20 protein-coding genes are annotated in these 22,150 nt (G+C 48.3%); 6 read left to right on the top strand and 14 right to left on the bottom strand.

What is annotated here, in order from left to right:
• Nucleotides 1-24: 24 nt before the first annotated feature.
• Both ICN12_RS06535 and ICN12_RS06530 read right to left on the bottom strand, forming a co-directional pair.
• Nucleotides 25-363, bottom strand: coding sequence for a proton-translocating transhydrogenase family protein (locus ICN12_RS06535; RefSeq protein WP_216271713.1), 339 nt, complete (start codon nucleotides 361-363; stop codon nucleotides 25-27).
• Between the two features lie 24 nt (nucleotides 364-387).
• Nucleotides 388-1,518, bottom strand: a complete 1,131-nt coding sequence (locus ICN12_RS06530; RefSeq protein ID WP_216271711.1) for a Re/Si-specific NAD(P)(+) transhydrogenase subunit alpha — start codon at nucleotides 1,516-1,518, stop codon at nucleotides 388-390.
• A gap of 175 nt (nucleotides 1,519-1,693) precedes the next feature.
• Here ICN12_RS06530 and mnmA point away from each other — a divergent pair, with 175 nt between their 5' ends.
• Nucleotides 1,694-2,809 carry a tRNA 2-thiouridine(34) synthase MnmA gene (gene mnmA / locus ICN12_RS06525; protein WP_216271709.1) on the top strand — a complete coding sequence of 372 codons (1,116 nt, stop codon included), beginning with the start codon at nucleotides 1,694-1,696 and terminating at the stop codon, nucleotides 2,807-2,809.
• On the opposite strand, the gene ICN12_RS06520 is transcribed toward mnmA, so the two are convergent.
• Complete coding sequence (locus tag ICN12_RS06520) at nucleotides 2,806-3,420, bottom strand: glutathione S-transferase N-terminal domain-containing protein (protein ID WP_216271707.1); 615 nt, start codon at nucleotides 3,418-3,420, stop codon at nucleotides 2,806-2,808. The genes mnmA and ICN12_RS06520 overlap by 4 nt on opposite strands.
• 93 nt (nucleotides 3,421-3,513) lie before the next feature.
• Here ICN12_RS06520 and purB point away from each other — a divergent pair, with 93 nt between their 5' ends.
• Both purB and ICN12_RS06510 read left to right on the top strand, forming a co-directional pair.
• Nucleotides 3,514-4,893, top strand: a complete 1,380-nt coding sequence (gene purB, locus ICN12_RS06515) for an adenylosuccinate lyase (protein WP_216271705.1) — start codon at nucleotides 3,514-3,516, stop codon at nucleotides 4,891-4,893.
• Nucleotides 4,894-4,952: 59 nt separating this feature from the next.
• A complete protein-coding gene (locus ICN12_RS06510) occupies nucleotides 4,953-6,272 on the top strand; it encodes a 3-deoxy-D-manno-octulosonic acid transferase (protein ID WP_216271755.1) in 1,320 nt (439 codons plus the stop codon).
• Between the two features lie 14 nt (nucleotides 6,273-6,286).
• Here ICN12_RS06510 and secF read toward each other — a convergent pair whose 3' ends face one another.
• The 5 genes from secF to queA form a co-directional block, all read right to left on the bottom strand.
• On the bottom strand, nucleotides 6,287-7,261 hold the full coding sequence (secF, locus tag ICN12_RS06505; protein ID WP_216271704.1) for a protein translocase subunit SecF: 975 nt from the start codon (nucleotides 7,259-7,261) through the stop codon (nucleotides 6,287-6,289).
• Nucleotides 7,262-7,264: 3 nt separating this feature from the next.
• Nucleotides 7,265-9,124: a protein translocase subunit SecD gene (gene secD, locus ICN12_RS06500; RefSeq protein ID WP_216271703.1), complete on the bottom strand. Its 1,860-nt coding sequence runs from the start codon at nucleotides 9,122-9,124 to the stop codon at nucleotides 7,265-7,267.
• Nucleotides 9,125-9,149: 25 nt separating this feature from the next.
• Nucleotides 9,150-9,476: a preprotein translocase subunit YajC gene (yajC, locus tag ICN12_RS06495; protein WP_216271701.1), complete on the bottom strand. Its 327-nt coding sequence runs from the start codon at nucleotides 9,474-9,476 to the stop codon at nucleotides 9,150-9,152.
• Nucleotides 9,477-9,598: 122 nt separating this feature from the next.
• Nucleotides 9,599-10,756, bottom strand: coding sequence for a tRNA guanosine(34) transglycosylase Tgt (gene tgt / locus ICN12_RS06490; protein ID WP_216271699.1), 1,158 nt, complete (start codon nucleotides 10,754-10,756; stop codon nucleotides 9,599-9,601).
• On the bottom strand, nucleotides 10,753-11,799 hold the full coding sequence (gene queA / locus ICN12_RS06485; protein ID WP_216271697.1) for a tRNA preQ1(34) S-adenosylmethionine ribosyltransferase-isomerase QueA: 1,047 nt from the start codon (nucleotides 11,797-11,799) through the stop codon (nucleotides 10,753-10,755). The genes tgt and queA overlap by 4 nt, the downstream gene beginning before the upstream one ends.
• A 30-nt stretch (nucleotides 11,800-11,829) precedes the next feature.
• On the opposite strand from queA, the gene recG reads away from it, so the two are divergent.
• Together recG and ubiA are read left to right on the top strand one after the other, a co-directional pair.
• Nucleotides 11,830-13,917, top strand: a complete 2,088-nt coding sequence (recG, locus tag ICN12_RS06480; protein ID WP_216271695.1) for an ATP-dependent DNA helicase RecG — start codon at nucleotides 11,830-11,832, stop codon at nucleotides 13,915-13,917.
• A 48-nt stretch (nucleotides 13,918-13,965) separates the two neighbouring features.
• Entirely contained in the window at nucleotides 13,966-14,823 is an 858-nt protein-coding gene (ubiA, locus tag ICN12_RS06475) for a 4-hydroxybenzoate octaprenyltransferase (RefSeq protein ID WP_216271693.1), read from the top strand.
• 7 nt (nucleotides 14,824-14,830) lie between these two features.
• Here the strand turns inward: ubiA and proC are convergent, their stop codons facing one another.
• The 5 genes from proC to ICN12_RS06450 are packed head-to-tail and all read right to left on the bottom strand — an operon-like array spanning nucleotide 14,831 to nucleotide 20,349.
• Nucleotides 14,831-15,691 (bottom strand): pyrroline-5-carboxylate reductase, encoded by an 861-nt coding sequence (proC, locus tag ICN12_RS06470; protein WP_216271691.1) that lies wholly within the window; start codon nucleotides 15,689-15,691, stop codon nucleotides 14,831-14,833.
• Nucleotides 15,688-16,413, bottom strand: a complete 726-nt coding sequence (locus ICN12_RS06465; protein WP_216271690.1) for a YggS family pyridoxal phosphate-dependent enzyme — start codon at nucleotides 16,411-16,413, stop codon at nucleotides 15,688-15,690. Before ICN12_RS06465 ends, proC begins: the two co-directional genes overlap by 4 nt.
• Nucleotides 16,410-17,690, bottom strand: coding sequence for a glycolate oxidase subunit GlcF (gene glcF, locus ICN12_RS06460; protein WP_216271688.1), 1,281 nt, complete (start codon nucleotides 17,688-17,690; stop codon nucleotides 16,410-16,412). The genes ICN12_RS06465 and glcF overlap by 4 nt, the downstream gene beginning before the upstream one ends.
• 20 nt (nucleotides 17,691-17,710) lie before the next feature.
• The gene (gene glcE, locus ICN12_RS06455) at nucleotides 17,711-18,859 is read right to left on the bottom strand and encodes a glycolate oxidase subunit GlcE (protein WP_216271686.1); all 1,149 of its coding nucleotides are present in this window, start codon (nucleotides 18,857-18,859) and stop codon (nucleotides 17,711-17,713) included.
• Nucleotides 18,859-20,349 carry an FAD-linked oxidase C-terminal domain-containing protein gene (locus ICN12_RS06450; RefSeq protein ID WP_216271754.1) on the bottom strand — a complete coding sequence of 497 codons (1,491 nt, stop codon included), beginning with the start codon at nucleotides 20,347-20,349 and terminating at the stop codon, nucleotides 18,859-18,861. Before ICN12_RS06450 ends, glcE begins: the two co-directional genes overlap by 1 nt.
• A 42-nt stretch (nucleotides 20,350-20,391) precedes the next feature.
• Between ICN12_RS06450 and ICN12_RS06445 the strand changes: the two genes are divergently transcribed.
• Nucleotides 20,392-20,961: a cob(I)yrinic acid a,c-diamide adenosyltransferase gene (locus tag ICN12_RS06445; RefSeq protein ID WP_216271684.1), complete on the top strand. Its 570-nt coding sequence runs from the start codon at nucleotides 20,392-20,394 to the stop codon at nucleotides 20,959-20,961.
• 52 nt (nucleotides 20,962-21,013) lie between these two features.
• On the opposite strand, the gene ICN12_RS06440 is transcribed toward ICN12_RS06445, so the two are convergent.
• Nucleotides 21,014-22,138 (bottom strand): 3-deoxy-7-phosphoheptulonate synthase, encoded by a 1,125-nt coding sequence (locus tag ICN12_RS06440; protein ID WP_216271682.1) that lies wholly within the window; start codon nucleotides 22,136-22,138, stop codon nucleotides 21,014-21,016.
• Between the last annotated feature and the right edge of the window lie 12 nt (nucleotides 22,139-22,150).

Below are 22,150 nucleotides of genomic sequence, written 5' to 3'. Positions count from 1 at the left end.
CTCTATATAGATCTTGTTCTAGTTTTATTTAGTTCCAGCCGCATCAGCCTTAGGGGCTTTTTTCTTGAACATTTCAAGCATGCGACGGGTAACCATAAAGCCACCAAAAATATTGATTGAGGCCAAGAAGACTGCCACTGCACCAATGACGCTGGTGAGGGTGATCTCATCGCCACCAATGACTTCAGTCTGAAGTAGGGCGCCAACAATAATAATCCCAGAAATAGCATTAGTAACTGCCATGAGTGGAGTATGAAGTGCAGGAGTGACGTTCCAAACCACGTGATAGCCAACAAAAATAGCCAAGACAAACACGGTGATGTTTTGGACTGTGAGGATGCTTTGAAAAGCAGCGAGATCCATGATATTTCCTTCGAATGTTCTTTATTAGTTTTTACGGATGGCTTGGCCATCACGACACATGAGGCAGGCAGTAACGATGTCATCATCCATTGGGATCACTAGCTTTGCTTCTGAATCGACGATGAGTTTCATGAAATCGAGCAAGTTACGTGAATACAAGGCAGAGGCGTCTGCAGCAACCATGCTGGCCAGGTTGGTGTAACCAATAATCTTCACACCATTCACCTCAACGATTTTGTCTGCTTGAGTCAGCGGGCAGTTGCCAGACCCGTTATCGCCACGGCCAGCCGCTAAGTCGATCACGATAGAGCCTGGTTTCATATTGGCAACGGTATCGCTATGCAATAGGACTGGTGGCTTACGACCTGGAATCAAGGCAGTAGTAATCACGATGTCAGCTTGTAGAGCGCGTTCGGCAACGAGAGCTGCTTGACGCTTCATCCAAGCTTCTGGCATTGGGCGGGCATAACCACCAACGCCTTGAGCAATTTCGCGTTCTTCATCAGATTCAAATGGGACATCTACAAACTTGCCGCCTAGTGATTCGATTTGTTCTTTTACAGCGGGACGGACATCCGAAGCTTCAATGACGGCACCCAGACGTTTAGCTGTTGCAATTGCTTGTAATCCAGCAACACCAACACCGAGAATGAGGACGCGGGCAGCTTTAACAGTACCGGCAGCAGTCATGAGCATGGGCATAAAGCGCTGATACTCATTGGCAGCAACCATGACCGCTTTGTAACCTGCGATGTTGGCTTGTGATGACAAGACGTCCATGCTTTGCGCGCGGGTCGTGCGTGGGGCGGCCTCTAATGAGAATGCAGTTACACCTTGCGCAGCCATGGCGGCAATGTTGTCGTCATCAAATGGATCGAGCATGCCCAGTAGCACGCTGCCGGATTTTATTTGCTTGAGCTCCGCAGCTTCGGGTGCACGTACTTTGAGTACGATCTCCGCGCCAAAGGCATCTGCTGCGCTACCAATCGTTGCGCCAACAGCTTCATAGGCAGAATCTGGCTGGCTGGCTGTTACACCCGCATCTTTTTGAATAACAACCGTATGGCCTTGGCCAATCAGCTTCTTAACGGTTTCCGGTGTGGCGGCAACACGAGTTTCCCCGAGCCTGATTTCCAGCGGTACTCCTATGCGCATGGCATGTCTCCAAATGCTAATTATTCAAAAAATCTATTTTAGGTATGTATACGTAAATACACATATATATGCATACCCTTATGTTTTATGGCGCTTAAGTGAAGTTCTTTAGCTAACTTGAGTTAAGGCTTTTACAATGGGGTTTTCAGCTTATATTGAATTCTCGCATTTTTTGATGATCCCACTCAATTCTTCAGCAATACCTGCCTCAAAACCATCCAAAGTCGTTGTTGGGATGTCTGGAGGGGTAGATTCGTCTGTTGCAGCCTGGATGCTGAAGCAGCAAGGCTATGAAGTGATTGGCCTTTTCATGAAAAACTGGGAAGACGACGATAGCGACGAGTATTGCTCTGCTCGCCAAGATTGGCTAGATGTGGTGTCGGTAGCGGATTTAATCGGGATTGACGTTGAAGCAGTCAATTTCGCTGCTGAGTACCGCGAGCGTGTTTTTGCAGAATTTCTCCGGGAATATGCTGCCGGCAGAACTCCTAACCCAGATGTTTTGTGCAATGCAGAAATTAAGTTTAAAGCCTTCTTAGATCACGCTATGAGTTTGGGTGCAGATGCAATTGCTACTGGACACTATGCTCGGGTTCGCCATGATGGCGGCCGAGTGCAATTATTAAAAGCAGTAGATGCAAGCAAAGATCAAAGTTACTTCTTGCATCGCTTAACTCAAAGCCAATTGGCTAATGTCCTTTTTCCCTTGGGGGAAATTCCAAAAACCGAGGTTCGCAAGATTGCCGAGCAAATTGGTTTGCACAATGCCCGTAAAAAAGACTCTACTGGAATTTGCTTTATTGGTGAGCGCCCTTTCCGGGAATTCTTAAACCGCTACTTGCCACGCACCCCAGGCCCGATTAAAACGCCGGAAGGTAAAACGGTGGGAGAGCATATGGGGCTTGCCTTCTTCACTTTAGGGCAGCGCAAAGGTATTGGTTTAGGTGGTAGTCAGGATGGCAATGGGGATGCTTGGTATGTTGCCCGTAAAGACATTGCGAACAACACCTTGTATGTTGCTCAAGGGCACGAGCACCCATGGCTGCTGGCGAATCAGCTTTCTGCAATCGATGCTAGTTGGGTTGATGGCGCGGCTCCTGCGCCAGGACAGTATTCAGCAAAAACCCGTTACCGTCAGGCAGACTCTGCGTGCTCACTTACCGCCGGAGCGGAAGGACCCTTGAGTTTTGAATTGGCTTTTCCGCAAGCTCAGTGGGCAGTGACTCCAGGCCAATCTGCCGTTTTATACGATGGTGATATTTGCCTGGGCGGTGGAATTATTTCTGCTTAAGCCACAGGAGGCGCTGTCTCTGCAAAAGAAGGTCTTTGCATGAGCTTTTGATATAGGGCGTCGAGGTTGGGGTATTGGGCTTGCCAAGCGATATTCGGGAAACGAAAGAGTATGTAGCCTAGAGCGCATCCCACCGCAATATCAGCCAAAGTCATCTGATTGCCATGACACCAGGCGTTTTCGCCTAATTCACGGGACATTTGGGCTAAAGCGCTATCAATTTTGCCCATTTGACGCTCAAGCCAAACTGGGCTTTGTTGCTCTAGTGGGCGCAAAGTCATCTCTAGACGAGCCAAAATGCCAGCATCCTCAACCCCGTCAGCCAAGGCTTCCCAGGTTTTGACAGTCGCACGTTCACGGCTGCCAGCAGGGATCAGCTTGCCGACTGGGCTCAGGGTATCGGCATACTCTGCTATTACGCGGGAATCATAAATAACCTCGCCATCATCCAAAAGTAGGCAGGGAATCTTGCCTAAAGGGTTGTTATGGGCGATTTTGGTGTCTGCAGCCCACACATTCTCAAGTTCAAGGTCTACATCTATCTTTTTTTCCAAGAAAACAATGCGTACCTTGCGTACGTAGGGGCTAGTGAGGGATCCAATGAGTTTCATAGGGGCAGTATAGCCATGCCAGCCAAATTGGGTTGCCATCAAGAACGATTAAAATCAAGGATTATTGACACATTCAATGTAAAGGCAATATTCGTGAGTCAGCCGATTTCTACCCTCAATGCACTTTCCCCTTTAGATGGCCGTTATGCCGGAAAACTAGATGCCTTACGCCCTTGGCTATCCGAAGCCGCATTTATGCGTCAGCGGGTCTTTGTGGAGATTCATTGGCTATTGGCACTGGCGTCTGCCGGACTGCCAGACGTACCAAAAATTAGCGCAGCAGATGAAGCTTATTTATTATCTTTGCCAGAAAACTTCTCTGATGCGGATGCGCAGCGCATCAAGGATATTGAAGCGGTCACTAACCATGATGTGAAAGCGGTCGAGTATTTCTTAAAAGAAAAAGTAGCCGGTCGCTCTGATTTACTAAAAGCAAGCGAATTTATTCACTTCGCTTGCACTTCTGAAGATATTAACAACACTTCGCATGGTTTGATGTTGCGTGGGGCGCGTGATGAAGTGTTGTTGCCACAACTCAAAAAAGTACTTTCTGTATTAACTGGCTTAGCGATCGAGAATGCCAAGGTACCTTTGTTGTCCCGTACCCATGGCCAGCCAGCATCCCCAAGTACATTGGGTAAAGAGTTGGCCAATATTGCCAAACGTTTAGAGCGTGCGATTGCAACTATTGCAGCAGTTCCCCTCCTCGGAAAAATGAATGGTGCCGTTGGTAATTACAATGCCCACTTATCCGCATACCCCAATTTTGATTGGGAAAACTTTTCGAAGAATGTGGTTGAGAAGCGTTTAGGACTCACATTCAATCCGTATACCATTCAGATCGAGCCGCACGACGGTATGGCGGAATTGTTTGATGCCATTGCCCGTGCCAACACAATCTTGTTGGATATGGACCGCGATTTCTGGGCCTACATTTCCATTGGTTACTTTAAGCAGCGCACTAAAGCTGGTGAGATTGGTTCTTCAACCATGCCGCATAAAGTCAATCCAATTGATTTTGAAAACTCCGAAGGTAATTTAGGTGTAGCCAATGCCCTGCTGCGTCACTTGGCTGAGAAGTTGCCGATTTCTCGTTGGCAGCGTGACCTCACGGACTCTACTGTCTTGCGCAATCTAGGCCCTGCATTTGGTCACAGCGTTTTAGCCTATGACAGCGCCTTACGTGGCTTAGGCAAGTTGGAAGTAAACCATGCTGCGATTGCTGCTGATTTGGATAATTGCTGGGAAGTATTGGCAGAGCCAGTACAAACTGTGATGCGCCGCTACGGTATCGAGAACCCGTATGAGCAACTAAAAGAGTTGACTCGTGGCAAAGGCATTAGTCAAGCCGATTTGCAAACCTTCATTCGTGGTTTGAAGATTCCGGATGATGCGAAAAAATTATTGCTCGAGATGACGCCATCTTCATACTTAGGTAAGGCGGTCGAATTGACCGAACGTCTGAAAAAGTGAGTTTGACTCCAAGCCTTGGGCGCGTTCCGCAGGATTCTGAATACGGTGCCCGCCCCAAGATCTGGTTTGCTGTTTATCAATTGCTTTGGCATCTGCTCTTGCCTTTCGCATTCATTCGCCTTGCTTGGCGCACACGGCATTCTGTAGATTATCTAAAGCACTTTTCTGAGCGCTTAGGTTTTGCGTATGGAAAGTCGATAACGCAGGGATCGGTGTGGATTCATGCGGTATCCGTTGGCGAGACTAGAGCAGCTCAACCCTTGATCGAGGCTTATCTCGCTCGTGGCGAAACCATTCTCTTGACGCATATGACGCTCAATGGTCGTCGCACTGGCAGTGCCTTATTTGCACAAGCAATTGCGGCAGGTCAGCTACGCCAAGTCTATCTGCCCTATGACCTCTGTTGGTCTGTTGCTAATTTCATTCGCACATTCAAACCCAAGTTTGGTTTGTTCATGGAGACAGAAGCTTGGCCAACCGTGGTGTTTTATTGTGCAGAAATCGGCCTGCCATTATTTTTGGTCAATGCCCGTTTATCTGAGCGTAGCGCTCGTCGCGTAAACCGATTTGGCAAGGCAGGAAGATCTCTATTTCAGGCCTTTGCCGGCATCTTGGCTCAAACAGAATTCGATGCCCAGCGTTATCGCAGTCTGGGCGTCAAACAAGTGGAGATCATTGGCAATCTCAAGTTTGATGTGCCACTGGATCCCAATTTAGTTCAGCAAGGCAAAGCTTGGCAACAAGAGTTGCATGGCAATCAACGGCTGATGGTTTGTGCTGCCAGTACCCGTGATGGTGAAGAGGCCATCATTTTGAAGGCTTGGAAAGATCTACTGCTTGGTAATGCATTCGAGATTGCGCCTTTACTTTGCATCGTACCGCGTCATCCGGAGCGTTTCTCTGAAGTAGCCAATCAAATCCATGATGCCGGCTTGAAGTTCCGGCGTCGCAGTGAGTGGGGCGGAGTTCCTCAAGGCGTTACTGATTTGGATGTCATTCTCGGTGACTCGATGGGTGAGATGCCCATGTATTACAGCACGGCCGATTTGGTAGTCATGGGCGGAAGCCTTCTTCCCTTTGGTGGTCAGAATCTGATTGAAGCTTGCGCTGCTGGATGTCCTGTTTTATTGGGTGAGCATACTTACAATTTCCAGCAAGCTGCTTTAGATGCGATCAAGATTGGCGCAGCAAAGCGCATCCAGGGTGAGTTCATCTTGAGTCAGCCGATTGCCCTCATGGAAGCTTTGAAAGAATTGCTATTGAATACCGCTGAGTTAGCGAAGATGTCGAGTGCCGCAAAGACTTACTCGCTTGAGCATCAAGGTGCGACTAAGAGAATATTAGCCGCCCTTGAGCATCAGAATTTCACGCTAAACTAAAACCCAGTTAAAGCTTAGACCTGCGCCCCGAAGTTGGGGTCATCGTTGCGGGTAACATCATCCGGCTTACGTTCGCCCTTAACTAGATCTTCGCGTGTTACGCCAAGCCACATAGCTAAGGCTGCTGCTACGAATACTGAAGAGTAGATACCAAACAAAATACCGATGGTGAGTGCTAACGCAAAATAGAAGAGGGTTGGGCCACCAAAGATCAACATGGCCAACACCATCATCTCAGTACTGCCGTGAGTAATTACAGTGCGGCTAATCGTACTGGTGATTGCATTATCAATAATCTCGCGAGTGTTCATCTTGCGGTATTTGCGGAAGTTCTCGCGAATACGGTCAAAGATCACAACAGACTCATTGACTGAGTAGCCCAGAACAGCAAGTACTGCTGCTAATACGGAGAGGGAGAACTCCCACTGAAAGAAGGCAAAGAAGCCCAGAATGATCACGATGTCATGCAAGTTCGCGATGATGCCGGCGACAGCAAATTTCCACTCAAAGCGGAAGGAAAGGTAAACCACGATACCGATGATGACAAATAGCAGTGCCATCAATCCATCCATTGCGAGTTCGCGACCTACCTGAGGGCCAACAAACTCAACACGTTGCAACTTGACGCCAGAGGTAGCTGGTTCAAGTGCTGTCATCACCGCCGCACTTTGATCTGCAGAGGAAATCATTTTTCCTTCAGCATCTTTTTGCAGCGGCAGGCGAATCATCACGTCGCGTGAGCTGCCAAAGTTCTGGATTTGGGTATCGGCGTAGCCTAACTTTTCTACATTTGCTCTAATCGAATCCAAGGGAGCGGTCTGTGGGTAAGTCACTTCCATCACCGTACCGCCGGTGAATTCAATCGATAGATGAAGGCCGTTATGCCAGAGGAAGAAAACGGCAGCTAAAAAGGTAATTAAAGAGATTGCATTGAGCGCCAATGCATGGCGCATAAAGGGAATATCTTTTTTGATCCGGAAAAATTCCATGACTTATTTCTCCTGTGGACGCCAAACTTGGCCGATAGCGAGTTTTTGAACTTTTTTACCTCTGCCGTACCAGAGGTTAACCAGGCCACGTGAGAAAAAGACAGCTGAAAACATGGAAGTCAAAATACCAAGGCAATGCACTACCGCGAAGCCTTTAATCGGACCGGAGCCAAATGCGAGCAATGCAAGACCAGCAATTAAGGTGGTGACGTTGGAATCCAAAATTGTTGCCCAGGCTTTATCAAAGCCAACGGCGATTGCAGTTTGTGGGGCGGCGCCGTTGCGCAACTCCTCACGAATACGTTCGTTAATCAAGACGTTGGAGTCAATTGCCATACCCAGTGCCAAGGCCATCGCAGCGATACCTGGCAGAGTTAAGGTGGCTTGCAACATCGACAATACAGAAATCAAAAGTAGCAAGTTCACTGCCAAAGCAACTACAGAGAATGTGCCAAATAAGAGGTAGTAGGCAATCATGAAGACAGAGATTGCAGCGAAACCAATGATGAGGGACTTAAAGCCCTTTTCAATATTTTCTGCGCCAAGGCTTGGTCCGATCGTGCGCTCTTCAATGATCTCCATTGGTGCCGCTAAAGAACCCGCACGCAGCAAGAGGGCTAAGTCGTTTGCGCTCTCGGTAGTTGGCTGACCAGTGATCTGGAACTTAGAGCCGAACTCGCCTTGAATTGTGGCAATCGTGAGAACCTCGCCCTTACCTTTTTCAAACAAGATCATGCCCATTGGTTTGCCAATGTTTTCACGAGTTACTTCTTGCATCACGCGACCACCAGCAGCATCTAAAGAGATGTTGACCGCAGGGCGTTGGTTTTGATCGAAGCCGGCGCTCGCATCGGTAATGCGATCACCACTAAAAATCACAGATTTCTTAAATACGCCTTGACGATTTTCGCCAAAGCGGAAAACATCCATTCCTGGGGGTGGTGCCTCACCAATCGCAATCGTTGACACAATTGGATCGGCCAATCTGGATTCCAAAGTTGCCGTACGACCAATAATGTCTTTGGCGCGAGCAGTGTCTTGTACGCCTGGTAGTTGCACAACAATGCGCTCTGCACCTTGTTGTTGAATCACTGGTTCTTTAACGGCCAATTCATTCACGCGCTTATTGAGCGTGACGATGTTTTGTTTTACTGCGTTATCTTGAATTTCTTTCAAGGCAGTAGGCTTAAATTCTCCAACGAGTTTTGGAGACAGGCCGGTGGGTTTAATTTGCCAAGTCAGCTCAGGTTGACTGGTCATCAGCACAGCGCGTGCTTTTTCAGCATCTTCGGTGCTACCGAAAGTCAGGGTGATGGTGTCTTGGCCACGTTCAATGCCTTGTTGACGAATGGATTTGTCGCGTAATTGACTGCGAATATCCGTTGCTAAAGAAGTCACCTTCTTCTGAACAGCACCCTTCATATCTACTTGCAATAAGAAGTACACGCCGCCACGCAAGTCAAGACCGAGTGGCATTGGTAATGCATTGAGTGCATTTAACCAGCCCGGTGTATTGGAGAGCAGGTTTAATGCGACTGTGAAATTGGGTTCGTTTTGATCGACGTTCAACTTCTGCTGCAATAGATCGCGAGCGCGCAGTTGAATATCGGTATTGTTAAAACGAATTTTGATGGAACCTACATTGCCTGCAGATTCAAAGAAGATACCGGTGTTGCTAATGTTGTCATCAGTCAGAATCTTTTCGACTCGAGACTGTGTCGCCAAATCAACCTTGATGGTTGGTTTGGCGGACGAGACTTGAACCGCTGGAGCCTCTCCGTAGAAATTGGGTAATGAATATAGTCCCCCGATCAATAAAGCAAAGAGGATGACTATGTATTTCCAGAGAGGGTAGCGATTCATATTGAGATACTTTTAAACAAACGTATTAAGCAGACTTCAGTGAGCCTTTTGGCAATACTGTTGTGATGGCGCCTTTTTGCATTTGCACTTCAGTGCCAGCAGCAATTTCAACTGTAACAACTTGATCTTTCAATGCAGTTACTTTGCCGATGATGCCGCCAACAGTCACTACTTCGTCGCCAACCGCCAAAGAACTCAACATTGCTTTAGTTTCTTTTTGACGCTTCATTTGTGGGCGAATCATGATGAAGTACAGCACTGCAAACATCAAAACCAAGGGAAGGAAGCTCATCAAGCCACCAGAATCTGCACCCGCAGCCGGAGCCTGGGCAAAAGCGTTACTAATCCACATACAAAACCTCCGTTAATTACCAATTGGAAACTGCTTCAGTTTTAGGCTTTTAAAGCGAAGCCGTAAACCCGCAATTCTAAACTGTATGGGGCTTTGAGGGCTGATTTACTGCCCTAGGGCTATTAATCCTGCCCAGGCTCTACGCCCCGTTGGCGATTTCGATGAAATTCCTCGCGATAGGCGCTAAAACGGTCTTTAGCTAGCGATTCTCGGACCTCTTCCATTAGCTGGAGGTAGTAGGAGAGGTTGTGGATGGTATTGAGCTGTGATCCGAGGATCTCATTCGCCTTTTGGAGGTGATTTAAGTAGGATCTGGTGAAGTTTTGGCAGGTATAGCATGCGCAGGTAGGGTCGACAGGGCGATCATCGTCCTTGTAGCCTGCATTGCGGAGTTTGAGATCGCCAAAGCGGGTAAAGAGCCAACCATTGCGGGCATTTCGGGTGGGCATGACGCAGTCAAACATATCGATACCTAGGCTGACGCCGAGTATCAGGTCCTCTGGTGTGCCAACCCCCATCAAATAGTGGGGCATATGTTCTGGCAGCTTAGGGGCAGTGAAATTGAGAATGCGCTCAAACTCCGGTTTTGGCTCACCAACAGATAGACCGCCAATAGCAATGCCATCAAAACCTTGCTGACTCACGGCGTCTAGAGAAAATTCACGAAGGTTTTCAAACATCCCGCCCTGAACGATGCCAAAGAGACCGTTTCCTGTCTCGAGCTCCCGAAAACGCTTTAAGGAACGATCACCCCAACGCAGCGACATTTCTAGTGAAGCGCGAGCAGTTTTTTCTGAGGTTGCCTGTCCTTTGACTTCGTAAGGGGTGCACTCATCAAACTGCATGGCGATATCGCTATTGAGCACCGCTTGAATTTCCATTGAGACTTCTGGAGACATAAATAACTTATCACCATTAATGGGTGATGCAAAGGTCACACCTTCTTCGGAGATTTTTCTCAGAGCACCTAAGCTAAATACCTGAAAGCCGCCCGAGTCAGTCAGGATGGGTTTATCCCAACCCATAAAGCGATGTAAGCCACCATGTTTTTTGATGACATCTAAACCTGGTCTTAGCCACAGATGAAAAGTGTTTCCGAGAATAATTTGCGCTTTGGCTTCGTTCAAATCCCGTGGGGTCATCGCCTTCACGGTGCCATAGGTTCCAACCGGCATAAAGATCGGCGTTTGCACGCTGCCATGAGGAAGATCAAGCCGACCTAGGCGGGCAGGGCTTGCGGAGTCGCGTGCCAGGATATTGAAGTGAACAGGTTTTGTCATGAGTTTGTATTGTTGAGACGGCTTAAGAACATCGCATCGCCGTAGCTAAAAAAGCGATATTCATTTTGAATGGCATGTTGATAGGCATTGCGGATATTGTCCACGCCAGCAAAGGCGCTGACCAACATTAATAAAGTCGATTTTGGCAGATGAAAGTTCGTTAGCAAGCAATCCACGGTTTTAAATATATATCCGGGCGTAATGAATAAGTTCGTTTCACCGCTGGCCTGTTGGGTTTGAGCCTGGCTCTCTAGGGCTCGCAGGCTGGTCGTACCAACCGCAACGACTCTACCCCCTGCCTTATGGGTAGCTTCGATTGCTGTAAGCGTTTCCGCGGGAACCGAGAACCACTCATAGTGCATTTTGTGTTTGCTGAGGTCTTCTTCTCGAACCGGGGTGAATGTTCCAGCCCCTACGTGGAGAGTGACGCTGGCCTGTTTAACGCCGAACTCACGAAGTTGATTGAGAATGGCTGCATCAAAGTGCAAGCCTGCGGTCGGGGCAGCCACTGCCCCAGGAACCTTGGCAACGACAGTTTGGTAGCGATTAGCATCCTCTTCATCTGGCTGATGCTCGATATAGGGTGGGAGCGGTAATTCACCAAACCGTTCAAGCAAAGCAAAGACATTTGCTGGAAAGCGCACTTCATAGAATCGGTCGTCATGCCCAATCATTTCAACTGGGAAAGTTTCGCCAGATTTATTGTGAATATGAACTATGGATCCAGTTTTGGGAACTTTGGAGGCTCTAATTTGAACCCAGGCTTGTTTATCACCACTGATGCGTTCGATCAGGAGCTCTACATTGCCCCCAGTCTCTTTTTTGCCATGGAGGCGAGCGGGAATGACTTTGGTGTCATTGAAGACCAGTAAATCCCCAGGTCTGACAAGGTTAAGGATGTCTCGAAATTGCCGATCAATGAGTTGGGCGTCATTACTCCCCTCGGCCCTGACCTCTAAGAGGCGGCTATCCGTTCTATTGGCCAGGGGATGCTGGGCAATTAGTTGGGGCGGGAGGTCGTAATTGAAGTCGGAAAGTTGCATAGCATTACCATCAGGTATTGGATTTTAACGATGACGACTAAGCGACCGCCAACTGCACTCGAAAAGATGGGTTTAAACAGCCCTATGGCCCTTGCTTTGCATCTGCCATCCCGTTATGAGGATGAGACTGAGCTCTTCACCATCGATGAGGCCTTGGGCCTAGGAAGGTTCCATTCTATCCAGACTCAAGGTGTTGTTATTCGCAATCAGGTCATGTTCCGCCCCAGAAGACAACTGCTAGTCACGATTGAGGACGACACTGGCTCGCTGCAACTTCGTTTCCTGAATTTCTATCCTAGTCAGCAAAAGCAAATGGCAGTCGGTAGTCATGTGCGGGTGCGAGGCGAGGTGCGAGAAGGTTATCAGGGTGCTGAGATGGTTCACCCTACAGTCCGGGCTGTCACTTCAGATGCGCCATTGCCAGCGAGTTTGACCCCGGTATATCCAGCTAGCGCCGGAACCTCTCAAACCATTATTCGTAAAGCAGTCTTGCAAGCTTTGCGGGACGCTAGCCTTAAAGAAAGTTTGGCAGAATTTCTTCCATCTAAACTAATGGCAGAAATTTTTCCAAGTAATGATTGGCCTCCACTACAAGATGCAATTGCGTATTTGCACCAGCCCCCTGCGGATGCCAATACTCAATCACTACTTGAGCGGACTCATCCTGCTTGGCGCCGGGTGCAGTTTGAAGAATTGCTTGCACAGCAAATTTCTTTAAAGCGAGCGCATGCGATTCGCAGAGAGAGACGCGCCCCAAGCTTCAAGAGGGATCAACAAATAAGCAAAGTAAGCACAACAAATACTAGTGTTGAGGATGGCTTATTTAAGGTTTTGCCCTTCAAGCTGACTGGTGCTCAAGCGCGAGTCTGGTCTGAGATTGGGCTCGACCTATCTAATACCTTTCCGATGAATCGCTTACTGCAGGGTGATGTTGGTAGCGGGAAGACAGTCATTGCTGCCTTAGCCGCAGCACGCGCCATGGATCATGGGTATCAAGCGGCCATCATGGCGCCTACAGAAATACTGGCTGAGCAGCACTATCTCAAGATGAAAGAGTGGTTCGAGCCACTAGGTGTCAAGATTGTTTGGCTCTCTGGAAGCTTGAAGGCCAAAGAAAAGAGACTGGCACAAGAGATGATTGAGAGTGGTGATGCACAACTCATCATCGGTACGCATGCGCTCATTCAGGATAAGGTGAGTTTTGCAAAGCTGGGTTTGGCGGTCATTGATGAGCAACATCGTTTTGGCGTGAGACAGCGTTTAGAGATTCAGCAACGCGTTGGCTCTGAATTGTTTTATTGCCATCAACTGATGATGACGGCTACCCCTATTCCTCGAACATTGGCGATGACCTACTACGCTGACTTGGATGTCTCTGTTATTGATGAGCTGCCACCAGGTCGTAAACCGATTGCCACCAAAGTAGTGAAGGCTGCCCGCAGGGATGAGGTGATTGGCGGCTTGCATGATTGGTTGACCAAGGGACTGCAGGCCTATTGGGTTTGCCCTTTAATTGAAGAGTCTGAAGTATTGCAATTGCAAACAGCTGTTGAAAGTTTTGAACAACTCACCCAAGCTTTACCTGATTTCAAAGTTGGTTTGGTGCATGGGCGCCTAAAGGGCGAAGAAAAAGCTGCCGTCATGGCGGCGTTTAAAGCCAATGAGATTCAGCTGCTAGTTGCGACGACGGTGATTGAGGTGGGTGTGGACGTCCCTAATGCAGCACTGATGGTGATTGAACATGCAGAGCGTTTTGGTTATGCACAGATTCATCAGTTGAGAGGGCGCGTTGGGCGCGGTTCAGCTGATTCGGTCTGTATCTTGATGTATGCAGAGCCCTTATCTTTAGCTGCCAAGGAGAGGTTACAAACCTTACGAGAGACTTCGGATGGTTTTGTGATTGCGGAGCGTGATTTATCACTCCGTGGCCCAGGTGAGCTGTTGGGGGCAAAGCAATCTGGTGATGCCATGTTGCGTTTTGTGGATCTTCAGCGAGATGCCTGGTTGATTGAGTTAGCTCAACTAGCAGCAGAGCGTTTGCTAGCCGAACATGGTGATCTAGTTGAAAGACACCTAGAGCGCTGGCTAGGATCTCGCACTGAGTTTCTAAAGGCTTGATAATTACGCCATGACCACGATTGTCAATAAGGAAAGAATACCCATCTAATGCGCGACCGCTTTATTGCTTACGCCTATTTGATTCGTCTCGATAAGCCGATTGGGACTCTCTTATTAATATGGCCAACCTTATGGGCACTGTGGTTGGCAAGTGGGGGCTTTCCTGAGTGGTATCTTCTGATTATTTTCACCCTGGGAACATTTTTAATGCGCAGTGCGGGGTGCGCCGTTAATGACTATGCAGATCAAGATTTTGATCGTCATGTATTGAGGACTAAAGACCGGCCCATTACGAGTGGCAAAATTTCTGGGAAAGAAGCTTTAGCAGTGGCTGCCACGCTCGCGCTGATCGCCTTCCTGCTCATTCAGCCTCTGAATGCTTTAACCAAAGAGCTTTCTTTCTTTGCCTTGGCGGTTGCGATTATTTACCCCTTCACCAAGCGCTTCTTTGCTATTCCACAAGCGGTATTGGGAATTGCTTTTGGCTTTGGCATTCCGATGGCCTATGCGGCGGTTCTCGGTTTTATCCCCCTAGAAGCTTGGATTTTATTTGTTGGGAATATCTTTTGGGCGATTGCTTACGATACGGCTTATGCCATGGTCGATCGCGACGATGATTTACGTTTAGGTTTGCGCACTTCTGCCATTACCTTTGGCCGCTTTGATGTGATTGCTATTGCGGTGAGTTACACAATTTTGTTCATGAGTCAAATTTGGGTTTCCCAACTGGCAAACCTCAGCAATTACTTTTGGGTGGGCTGGTGCTTGGCTTTAGTTTGCGCTTTGTATCACCTGAAATTGGTATCCACTCGAAAGCGCGAGGATTGTTTTAAAGCTTTCCGACATAACAACTGGCTAGGCGGATTCTTATTCCTAGGAATCCTATTGGGCCTAGCTCGCTTTTAGTTCGCCTTTAGTTCTTACCTAGTTCATCGCCCATGGCTTTGCCACGTTGACTGGCAGCATCAATTGCTTTTTCCAGTGCGCCGTGCCAATCAAGCTGTTTAAGTGTATCTAGTGCGGCAGCAGTCGTGCCACCCTTTGAAGTTACTCTCTCTCTCAATACGCCTGCGTGCTCTTCTGAGTTATGAGCTAGTTGAGTAGCACCCTCTAGAGTTGCATAAGCTAATTTGCGAGCAGTAGCCGCATCAAGACCGAGCTTCTCGCCACTGGACTGCATAGCTTCCAGGAAAGCAAAGACATAGGCGGGTCCGCTACCAGACACTGCTGTAACCGCATCCATGAGTTTTTCTTCGTTTACCCAAACCGTCTGACCTACTGCAGTGCAAATCGTTTCCGCTAGGGCGCGGTCAGATGCATTAACTGCTGCATCTGCAAATAGCCCAGTAATACCTTTGCCAATAAGGGCGGGGGTATTGGGCATGGCACGAACACAGCGCTCATGATCAAGCCAACGACTCATATCTTTAAGGCGGATGCCAGCGGCAATACTGAGGATCAATGGACCAGGCGCTGTTGCGTGTTTAAGTTTGGCATTCAGGGATTTAGCAACGACATTAAAGTCTTGGGGTTTGATGGCCATCACCACGACATTATTCTTCGTGAAGTTAAATGCGATTTGCTCCAACGCACCAATAATTTGCACACCAAAATCTTGATGTAATTGCAAGCCGGTGCTGGCGTTTGCCTCAACTACAGAAAGTTGATTGGCTTCAAAGCCATTGGCTAGTAATCCGCTAATTAAAGCGCGACCCATATTGCCACCACCAATAAAGGTGATATGGGCATTTTGGTTGATTTGTTGTGTGCTCATGCTTTCATCTTATCGCGCTTCCCAAAAATAGCGCTGCCTATACGTACCATGGTGCTGCCCTCAGCAATTGCGGCCTCCATGTCATCGGACATTCCCATGGAAAGGGTGTCAAAAAAATCATACCCGACATCATTTGCGTGTTTTGCCTTAATCCCAGCAAAGCACTCCCGAACGGCTGCAAAGGCCTGTCGTTGCTGGGCGACATCGTGGCTGGGCGCGGGAATGGCCATTAAGCCCCGCAGCACAATATTGGGTAATTTAGCGATTGCGCTACAAAGTGCCTCCACTTCCTCAAGCGCTATGCCGCTTTTTGACTCTTCTTCGCTGACATTGATTTGGACGCAAACTTGTAACTCTGCTAATTCTGGAAATTCACCGCGCTGACTGGAGAGGCGTTCTGCAATTTTGAGCCGATCAATACTGTGTACCCAATCAAAATGCTCCGCTACTTCCCGAGTCTTATTGCTTTGGAGTGGCCCGATAAAATGCCACTCGAGCCAAGGGCGTAATTTGGCAAGGTGCTGGATTTTTTCAACACCCTCTTGGACATAGTTCTCACCAAAAGCAGTTTGTCCGGCGTGCATTGCCTCTTCAATGATCCTTGCTGGAAAGGTCTTGCTGACTGCGAGCAGTTGAATATCCTCAGGCTCACGCTTCGCAGCTAAGGCTGCTAACTCAAGCCGCTGCTTTACCAACATGAGGTTGGCGGTAACTTGGCTCATTGTTTTGTCAGGCTTTTTTGAGCAATCAGTTGATCAACGATCTCAATCCAATGGAGTACCGGTGTGTCTTCTTGCTGAAGGTGTGTAATACAGCCAATGTTCCCAGAAACAATTACTTGGGCACCTGATTCTTCGCAAGCAGCATTTAGATGGGTGAGCTTGTTCTTGCGTAATTGCTCTGATAGCTCTGGTTGGGTAACGGAGTAGGTTCCCGCTGAGCCACAGCACAGGTGGCTATCAGCACAGAGGCGCACACCAATACCAATCCCAGCTAAAAGGCCTTCCACCTTGCCTCTAATTTGTTGACCATGTTGCAAGGTGCAGGGTGGGTGATAGACCACACCCGATTTTGGATCCGCCCCCACTAGAGTAATAAGTTCTTCTTGGAGTGCTGGCAAGATTTCAGAAATGTCTTTTGTGAGATCAGAGATCTTTTTTGCCTTAGTGGCATATTGCGGATCATTTGCAAAAAGATGTCCATAGTCTTTGACCATGACGCCACAGCCAGAGGCTGTCATCACTATTCCTTCTGCACCTTGTTCAACCAGCGGCCACCAGGCATCAATATTCTGCTTCGCATTATCTAGTCCGCCAGCTTGATCGTTTAGGTGGTAGCGCAATGCACCACAGCAAGTCGCATTGGGTGCGCTAATCAATTGAATTTTGAGGGCATCTAAAACACGCGCTGTAGCTGAATTGATATTGGGGAGCATGCCAGGCTGTACGCACCCTTCCAGCAATAGCATCTTGCGTGAGTGATTCGCTTGAGGCCTTGCATAAGGATTTGTATTTGAATTGAGGGCTTTATTCTTTGCCTCAGGGATCTTGCGCTTGATACCGCTTGGCATCAATGGGCGAACCAGGCGTCCAATTGCCATTGCGGAATTAAATAGCTTGGGACTGGTTAAGCCTTCTTTGAGCGCCCAACGGGTAAGGCGTTGAGAGATGGGGCGCTCGGGAGTATTTTCTTCTGCCCATTTACGACCAATGTCCACCAGGTTGCCGTATTGCACACCGCTTGGGCAGGTGCTTTCGCAATTGCGACAAGTAAGGCAACGATCTAAATGCAAACGTGTTTTTTCAGTAGGTGTTTGGCCTTCAGCCATTTGTTTAATGAGATAGATGCGACCGCGGGGGCCATCGAGTTCATCACCGAGGATTTGATAGGTTGGGCAGGTTGCAGTGCAAAAACCGCAGTGCACGCATTTACCAAGAATTCTGGCGGCCTCAATACCTTCAGGGGTATTGATAAATTGGGGGGCGAGTTGAGTTTGCATAGGAAGACTAAAAGAAATACTTAAGGAAGGCGTGAAGTAGCAAATACGCCTGCTGGATCAAAGGCGGCTCTTAGGCGTGCTTGTACTGCCTCTAAAGCGGCTGAGTGTGCTTGTTCACTCAGAAGGGTAAAACGTTGATTGGCTGGATTAACATCAGCACCTTGTCTAAAACGTGTTGCATGCCCACCATGAGAATTGGCTAATGCTTTGATGGATGCGAAAGTAGCATCATCCCCAAGCGCCTTTATCCAACGTTGCTGACCATGCCATTCCAATGCAATGTCACCGCTTATATTTTCAAGAGCCAGTGGTCCGCAGATAGCTGGTAGAGCTAAACGATAGAGTGTGTCATTACTGTGTAGGCTTGTGAAAACGGCCAAGCGCTGTTCACGTAAATCATTCCAAAATGCTTGTGCAATTGTCGAATCCACTTCAGCGGCATCAATAGCGGCATTCATCAGAGGAATAGCAGCTTTAACTGCTGCAAGCGCACCGGCTAAACGAATGGTCAGCTCACCATCTTGTCTTGGCCCACCAATCCAGCAACTTGCTGATAGCGGTAGTGGTTGACCAGCCCATTCATTTAAAACCCGTAAGGCTTTTTCTTGAGAGATCTGACAGCGTAACGTTGCAGTCGCTGCTGGTTTGGGCAATACCTTTACAGAAGCCTCAAGCAACAGCGACAAGGTTCCCATGGATCCTGGTAGCAAGCGGGAAACGTCATACCCAGCAACGTTCTTCATGACCTTGCCACCAAAAGACAAGTCTTGGCCTTGGCCATCCATGATGCGCGCACCTAGAACAAAGTCGCGTAAGTTGCCAACGCTAATACGGCCTGGACCAGCTAAGCCTGCGGCAATTGCACCACCAAAAGTCGCATTCTCGCCAAAGTGCGGTGGTTCAAAAGGTAGCACCTGGTTTTTTTCTGCCAGAGCCGCTTCAATCTCTTTCAGTGGCGTGCCTGCACAAGCTGTAATCACAAGTTCTTCAGGTTGATACTCTAGGATGCCAGGGTAGGAGCGGGTATCTAACTTGGTGTGGGAATTAGCATTGCCATACCAAGACTTCGTGCCACCACCTTCAATCGATAAAGGCGCCTTGTTTTTGGCTGCCGCGAGAATTTGCTCTCGAAATAAATCAATATTCATGTTCGTGTTGGATTTGGACATTAGAAGCGCTCCAACTCTGGGTGCGGTAAATTGCCCCCACTAATGCGCATGCGACCATACTCGGCGCAGCGATTTAAGGTGGGGATCGCTTTATCAGGGTTGAGGAGTTTCTCGGGATCAAATGCGGCTTTAACGCCCCAGAACATTTCTCGTTCACCCTCGCCAAACTGAACGCACATGGAATTAATCTTTTCAATACCAACACCGTGCTCACCCGTGATCGTGCCATCAAGCTCAACGCAGGCTTCTAGAATTTCAGTGCCGAATTCTTCAGCACGATGCCACTCTTCTTGATCGGCGCCGTTAAACAAAATGAGGGGATGCATATTACCGTCGCCCGCATGAAATACGTTCAAGCAGGCCAGGCCATATTTCTTTTCCATGCCCTGAATGCGTCTCAGTAAGGTGCCAATATTTCTGCGAGGGATAGTGCCATCCATGCAGTAGTAATCAGGCGCTAAGCGTCCAGCTGCTGGGAAGGCGTTCTTGCGACCGCTCCAAAACTTGAGTCGCTCAGCTTCATTCTGAGAAATCTGAATACCGCTAGCACCTGCTAGTTCGAGTACTTTAGTCATGCGCTCGATTTCTTCAGCAACTTCTTCTGGTGTGCCGTCGGACTCACAAAGTAGGATGGTCTCGGCCTCAAGGTCATAGCCCGCATGCACAAACTCTTCAACTGCGCGGGTAGTTGCTTTATCCATCATCTCGAGGCCAGCAGGAATAATGCCAGCAGCAATAATGGCGGCAACCGCATTGGCACCTTTTTCAATATCGTCAAAGCTAGCCATAATGACGCGTGCTAACTTTGGTTTAGCAATGAGCTTGACAGTGACTTCAGTCACTACGGCAAGCATGCCTTCACTACCCATTACGATAGCGAGTAAATCTAGACCAGGGGCATCGGGCGCAAGACTGCCGAACTCCACAATCTCGCCATTCATCAAAATGCCGCGGACTTTCAATACATTGTGAAGAGTAAGGCCATATTTAAGGCAGTGCACGCCACCGGAGTTCTCATTTACATTGCCACCAATAGAACAGGCAATTTGTGAAGAGGGGTCTGGGGCGTAATACAGACCCAGATGAGCAACCGCTTCAGAGATAGCTAAATTTCGTACGCCTGGCTGAACTACTGCAGTGCGTGTAAAAGGGTCAATACTGACGATTTTCTTGAGCTTGGCTAGCGAAAGCACTAATCCTTGGGAAATTGGCATGGCACCACCTGATAAGCCTGTTCCCGATCCACGTGGGACGATTGGGACCTGCATCTCAAAGCAAATCTTCAGTATTTGGGCGACCTGATCTTCAGTTTCTGGCAGGGCAACCGCCAATGGCATGCGTCGATAGGCAGCCAGACCATCACATTCGTAGGGAATTGTGTCCTCAGGCTCCCACAGCAAGGCGTATTCGGGGAGGATAGGGCGCAAGGCCGATACCAATTTGGATTGAAGGGCAGCGATTGCCGCGATATCTGGGGGTGGGGTCACCATATTCATAAGAATCATTTTAGCCATTTACCTATAATTAGTTGCATGGGAAATCGACTTTCAAAAATAGCCACTAGAACCGGTGATGCCGGTATGACCGGACTGGGTGATGGCAGCCGAGTCGAGAAGGATCATTTACGCATCTGCGCCATGGGTGACGTGGATGAGTTGAACTCAGAAATCGGGGTTTTAATGACTGAATCAATCCCCGAAAGCATTGCTGGAGAGTTCAAAGAGTTATTTTTGCAAGTGCAGCATGACTTGTTTGATTTGGGTGGCGAACTTTGCATCCCGAATTACACCTTGCTTAAGCCAGAGCACGTAGCCCAACTGGATATTTGGCTAGAAAAATACAATGCAACCTTGCCCCCATTAACGGAATTTATTCTCCCCGGCGGTACTCGTGCCGCTGCCCAAGCTCACGTATGCCGCACAGTTTGTAGACGCGCCGAACGATCGATTGTGCGCTTGGGTTGGGAAGAGCCTTTATATGACGCTCCACGTCAGTACGTCAATCGCCTGTCTGATCTCTTGTTTGTATTAGCGCGCGTACTCAATCGCGCGGCTGGTGGTCAAGACATTCTATGGAAGCATGAAAAAAAAGAGACTAAGTAAATTAGTCTCTTTTGAGGTCAACAAAGCAGTCTCGCTTTATCTGCTGATTTCTTTATTTCTTTGCTTTTCTGCGATTCTTCACTGCCAATGCGAGGCGTTGCAATACATTAACTGAATCCTCCCAGTTAATGCAGGCATCTGTAATGCTTTTGCCATACTCCAGCTTATTCGGATCATCTTTTCCTGGCGAGAATTTTTGTGCGCCATCATTGAGATGGCTTTCAATCATCACGCCAAAAATTTGGCGTGAGCCAGATTCAATTTGCTCAGCAATATTTTCTGCAACCACAATTTGACGCTCATGCTTTTTGCTGGAGTTCGCATGCGATAAGTCAACCATCAAACTGCCTGGAAGCTTTGCTGCTTCTAGCTCAGCGCAAGCTGCTTGAACGTACTGTGCTTCATAGTTTGGCTCTTTACCACCACGCAAAATGACGTGGCAATCTTTATTACCCTTAGTTTCCACAATGGAGACTTGACCATTTTTGTGTACTGACAAGAAATGGTGTGGGCGGCTAGCTGCTTGAATAGCATCCGTTGCGATCTTGATATTGCCGTCTGTGCCGTTCTTGAATCCGATGGGTGCAGAGAGGCCTGAAGCGAGTTCACGGTGAACCTGGCTCTCGGTGGTACGTGCTCCGATAGCGCCCCAAGAAATCAAGTCAGCAATGTATTGCGGAGAAATCACATCTAGGAACTCGCTGCCAGCAGGCATGCCAAGACGATTAATTTCCATCAGCACTTGACGTGCAATGCGCAGACCTTCTTCAATGCGGTAGCTCTCATCCAAGTAGGGGTCGTTAATTAAACCCTTCCAACCAACAGTCGTGCGTGGCTTTTCGAAATAGACGCGCATCACAATTTCAAGTTCACCGGCAAAGCGATCACGCTCTGCTAACAATCGTTGGCAGTACTCTAAGGCTGCACGGGGATCATGAATGGAACAGGGTCCGATGATGACCAAGAGGCGATCATCTTTGCCATGAATAATGTTCCGAATTTTGCTGCGTGTTTTACTGATTAAGGCTTCAGTAGGAGTTCCCGAAATCGGAAAGAAGCGAATTAAATGCTCTGGCGGTGGCAGAACAGTAATGTTATGAATGCGTTGATCATCTGTATCCGACGTTTTGTCGACGGCGGCATACCAGTTAGCGGGATTCGTGTTTTGTTGGCTCATTCAACTATTTTA

The sequence above is a fragment of the Polynucleobacter sp. AM-25C3 genome (assembly GCF_018882335.1).
In the GTDB taxonomy this organism is placed as follows: domain Bacteria; phylum Pseudomonadota; class Gammaproteobacteria; order Burkholderiales; family Burkholderiaceae; genus Polynucleobacter.
This window is presented reverse-complemented; position numbering and strand designations above follow the sequence as displayed.